At 38.6% G+C, this 1,947-nt stretch carries 1 protein-coding gene; it reads left to right on the top strand.

What is annotated here, in order from left to right; genetic code table 11:
* Positions 1-19: 19 nt before the first annotated feature.
* Positions 20-1,947 (top strand): non-ribosomal peptide synthetase (locus ACODS7_RS31740; RefSeq protein ID WP_488828540.1); only part of this gene is annotated, 1,928 nt, incomplete at its 3' end.

Genomic DNA, 1,947 nt, shown 5'->3' with positions numbered 1-1,947 from the left:
CATGGGAACAGAATCTTATGTGACTTCTGAGCTATATTGGCGTGCAAAATTAGAAAGAGCTTTACCATGGAGTGCGTTTCCTTCCCCTGTTTCCAAGCCACGGATAGATTCCTATAAAGAAGGAGCGTATCAAGCTTTTATTGATACAGAACTTACGGATGCCATTCATCATTTTGCAAAAACGCATGGTATCAGTATGTATCGTGTATTACTCAGTATATATATTGTTTTATTACACCACATGACAAACCAAACGGATCTAGTAGTAGGAATGCCGATTAACATGAGAGAACGGCACACGCAGGAACAAGAGGTATTTGGTTATTTTGTCAATACGGTTCCCTTACGTATCCCCTTTTCACCAGACGATACATTTATAGAACTTGTTCAGAAGGTAAGTGTTCTCGTACAAGAAGCCCTGGAACACAAAGAGTATCCGATTCATCATATGACGCATGCATTACATACGGCAGAAGAACACATACATTCTTCTCCTTATGCAACTGTATTTAATATGGTAACCTTACCTCCTTTTCATATGGAGGGTCTAGAAACAACAGTTATTAGTCATCAAAAACGAGTGGGCGCATTTGATATGGTATGGCGAATCATGAAAATACAAAAAAATCAGTTACAGCTTGAAATGGATTACAATGCAGCGTTATACAACGAGCAAGATGTTCAGTTGTTCGTAAAGCGATTTCAACATATCATACAAAAGGTACTGAGCAGTAGTTCCTGTCCTCTGCGGGACGTAGACTTACTCTTACCGCAAGATTATGCACTTTACCAGCAGGATGTTCCAGTACATGCAAATCCTATCATTTCGAAAACATTAGACCAGCTTATTGATGAGAAAGCAAATGAAAACCCTAATGGTATTGCGATAACAATGGAAAACCAAAGCCTTACGTATCAAGAATTACAAGTGCGTTCGAATCAAGTCGCACAAGCTTTATTACAAAAAGGATTACAAAGGCAAGAACGAGTGAGTATTCTTATGTATCGAGGTATCGATGCCATCGTATCTATGATTGGTGTATTAAAAGCAGGGGGCACGTATGTGCCCATTGATCCCGATTTTCCAGTAGAGCGCATCGACTTTATGTTACAAGATAGTGAATCGACACATGTTATAACTCATCAAAAGACAGACCTATCACACCTTGTATGGAAGCAATCTATCATTGTATACGAAAACACAGCTAAGAGGAAGGTAACGGAAAACACCAAGAGTGAACATACAACACAAGATGCTGCTTATATTATTTATACGTCTGGCTCAACAGGGCATCCAAAAGGTGTACTCATTTCGCATCAAAGTGTGATCCAGTTGATTCATTCGTTACAAAAAACTTACGATTTTCAAGAACAACAGGTACATCTACAATTTGCTTCTTTTATCTTTGATGCATCGGTATGGGAAATTTATGGAAGTTTATTGACAGGCGGGAGATTGCATCTCTTAGCAGAGATAGAAAGAAAATCAGTTGATCATTTTCTGGCAGTTATACAGAAACAGAACGTACAGTATTGTTTAGTACCTACTGTATTTTTTCATACATTAACGCAAACATCTTCTCAGCAGTTGAAGCAATTACTATCATTGCGATATATATTTGTGGGGGGAGAAACACTGTTACCCGCAATGGTTCGAAATTGGCAAACGAAAGTAGGTTTACACATTCCGGTTGTAAATGCGTATGGTCCGACAGAAATAACGGTTTGTGCGACCACCTATCCAGTTATACAGCCATTACAAGAGGAAGAAACGCATATTCCAATTGGAAAGCCATTACCGCATATAAAAATATACGTGTTAAATCAACAAGGAACACTGTGTCCACCCTATGTACCAGGTGAACTTTATATTGGTGGAAGTAGTCTTGCAACAGCGTACATCAATCAACCTGAGAAAACAAAAGAAACATTTTTACAACGACAAAT

Source organism: Bacillus sp. FG16, assembly GCF_057809515.1.
This window is presented reverse-complemented; position numbering and strand designations above follow the sequence as displayed.